Raw genomic sequence first — 3,226 nt, 5'->3', positions numbered from 1 at the left:
GCAGATAGGGGTTTTGCGAAATGAATCTTGACGATGACCTACTCTCACATGGGGAAACCCCACACTACCATCGGCGATGCATCGTTTCACTACTGAGTTCGGGATGGGATCAGGTGGTTCCAATGCTCTATGGTCGTCAAGAAATTCTGTTGCCAGAATGTCCTGTTGGACACGCTTAGCGAATTCGGATATGCGATTTGTGATGTTGCGAACTTTCGGTTCTTTCGTCTTCACCACCACAATTTGGCTTTCGTGCGCAAATTGCTTGGGTGTTATATGGTCAAGCCTCACGGGCAATTAGTATTGGTTAGCTCAACGCCTCACAGCGCTTACACACCCAACCTATCAACGTCGTAGTCTTCGACGGCCCTTTAGGGGATTCAAGATCCCAGTGAGATCTCATCTTGAGGCAAGTTTCCCGCTTAGATGCTTTCAGCGGTTATCTCTTCCGAACATAGCTACCCGGCAATGCCACTGGCGTGACAACCGGAACACCAGAGGTTCGTCCACTCCGGTCCTCTCGTACTAGGAGCAGCCCCTCTCAAATCTCAAACGTCCACGGCAGATAGGGACCGAACTGTCTCACGACGTTCTAAACCCAGCTCGCGTACCACTTTAAATGGCGAACAGCCATACCCTTGGGACCGGCTTCAGCCCCAGGATGTGATGAGCCGACATCGAGGTGCCAAACACCGCCGTCGATATGAACTCTTGGGCGGTATCAGCCTGTTATCCCCGGAGTACCTTTTATCCGTTGAGCGATGGCCCTTCCATACAGAACCACCGGATCACTAAGACCTACTTTCGTACCTGCTCGACGTGTTTGTCTCGCAGTCAAGCGCGCTTTTGCCTTTATACTCTACGACCGATTTCCGACCGGTCTGAGCGCACCTTCGTACTCCTCCGTTACTCTTTGGGAGGAGACCGCCCCAGTCAAACTACCCACCATACACTGTCCTCGATCCGGATAACGGACCTGAGTTAGAACCTCAAAGTTGCCAGGGTGGTATTTCAAGGATGGCTCCATGAGAACTGGCGTCCCCACTTCAAAGCCTCCCACCTATCCTACACAAGCAAATTCAAAGTCCAGTGCAAAGCTATAGTAAAGGTTCACGGGGTCTTTCCGTCTAGCCGCGGATACACTGCATCTTCACAGCGATTTCAATTTCACTGAGTCTCGGGTGGAGACAGCGCCGCCATCGTTACGCCATTCGTGCAGGTCGGAACTTACCCGACAAGGAATTTCGCTACCTTAGGACCGTTATAGTTACGGCCGCCGTTTACCGGGGCTTCGATCAAGAGCTTCGCTTGCGCTAACCCCATCAATTAACCTTCCGGCACCGGGCAGGCGTCACACCCTATACGTCCACTTTCGTGTTTGCAGAGTGCTGTGTTTTTAATAAACAGTCGCAGCGGCCTGGTATCTTCGACCGGCATGGGCTTACGGAGCAAGTCCTTCACCCTCGCCGGCGCACCTTCTCCCGAAGTTACGGTGCCATTTTGCCTAGTTCCTTCACCCGAGTTCTCTCAAGCGCCTTGGTATTCTCTACCTAACCACCTGTGTCGGTTTGGGGTACGGTTCCCAGTTATCTGAAGCTTAGGAGCTTTTCTTGGAAGCATGGCATCAACCACTTCGCGCTCTAATGAGCACTCGTCATCAGCTCTCGGCCTTGAGATCCCGGATTTGCCTAAGATCTCAGCCTACCACCTTAAACTTGGACAACCAACGCCAAGCTGGCCTAGCCTTCTCCGTCCCTCCATCGCAATAACTGGAAGTACAGGAATATTAACCTGTTTTCCATCGACTACGCTTTTCAGCCTCGCCTTAGGGACCGACTAACCCTGCGTCGATTAACGTTGCGCAGGAAACCTTGGTCTTTCGGCGTGCGAGTTTTTCACTCGCATTGTCGTTACTCATGTCAGCATTCGCACTTCTGATACCTCCAGCAAGCTTCTCAACTCACCTTCACAGGCTTACAGAACGCTCCTCTACCGCGTCATCAAAGATGACACCCGTAGCTTCGGTGCATGGTTTGAGCCCCGTTACATCTTCCGCGCAGGCCGACTCGACTAGTGAGCTATTACGCTTTCTTTAAAGGGTGGCTGCTTCTAAGCCAACCTCCTAGCTGTCTAAGCCTTCCCACATCGTTTCCCACTTAACCATGACTTTGGGACCTTAGCTGACGGTCTGGGTTGTTTCCCTTTTCACGACGGACGTTAGCACCCGCCGTGTGTCTCCCATGCTCGGCACTTGTAGGTATTCGGAGTTTGCATCGGTTTGGTAAGTCGGGATGACCCCCTAGCCGAAACAGTGCTCTACCCCCTACAGTGATACATGAGGCGCTACCTAAATAGCTTTCGAGGAGAACCAGCTATCTCCGAGCTTGATTAGCCTTTCACTCCGATCCACAGGTCATCCGCTAACTTTTCAACGGTAGTCGGTTCGGTCCTCCAGTCAGTGTTACCTAACCTTCAACCTGCCCATGGATAGATCGCCCGGTTTCGGGTCTATACCCAGCGACTAAACGCCCTATTAAGACTCGCTTTCGCTACGCCTCCCCTATTCGGTTAAGCTCGCCACTGAATATAAGTCGCTGACCCATTATACAAAAGGTACGCAGTCACCTAACAAAGTAGGCTCCCACTGCTTGTACGCATACGGTTTCAGGTTCTATTTCACTCCCCTCTCCGGGGTTCTTTTCGCCTTTCCCTCACGGTACTGGTTCACTATCGGTCAGTCAGTAGTATTTAGCCTTGGAGGATGGTCCCCCCATGTTCAGACAAAGTTTCTCGTGCTCCGTCCTACTCGATTTCATTGACAAGAGATTTTCGTGTACGGGGCTATCACCCACTATGGCCGCACTTTCCAGAGCGTTCCACTAATCTCAAACCAACTTAAGGGCTGGTCCCCGTTCGCTCGCCACTACTAAGGGAATCTCGGTTGATTTCTTTTCCTCAGGGTACTTAGATGTTTCAGTTCCCCTGGTTCGCCTCTTGCACCTATGTATTCAGTACAAGATACTCAGCTTATGCTGAGTGGGTTCCCCCATTCAGAGATCTCTGGATCACAGTCTGTTTGCCGACTCCCCAAAGCTTATCGCAGGCTACCACGTCTTTCATCGCCTCTGACTGCCAAGGCATCCACCGTATGCGCTTCTTCACTTGACCATATAACCCCAAGCAATCTGGTTATACTGTGAAGACGACATTCGCCGAAAATTCGCAT

General features: G+C 51.6%; 2 rRNA genes. Both read right to left on the bottom strand.

Annotated features, from left to right (window positions below):
- Nucleotides 1-25: 25 nt before the first annotated feature.
- A 5S ribosomal RNA gene (rrf, locus tag F3J44_RS29305) occupies nt 26-141 on the bottom strand.
- A 135-nt stretch (nt 142-276) separates the two neighbouring features.
- Nucleotides 277-3,168, bottom strand: a 23S ribosomal RNA gene (locus F3J44_RS29300).
- Nucleotides 3,169-3,226 lie beyond the last annotated feature (58 nt).

This window comes from Pantoea sp. Tr-811, assembly GCF_011752535.1.
In the GTDB taxonomy this organism is placed as follows: domain Bacteria; phylum Pseudomonadota; class Gammaproteobacteria; order Pseudomonadales; family Pseudomonadaceae; genus Aquipseudomonas.
This window is presented reverse-complemented; position numbering and strand designations above follow the sequence as displayed.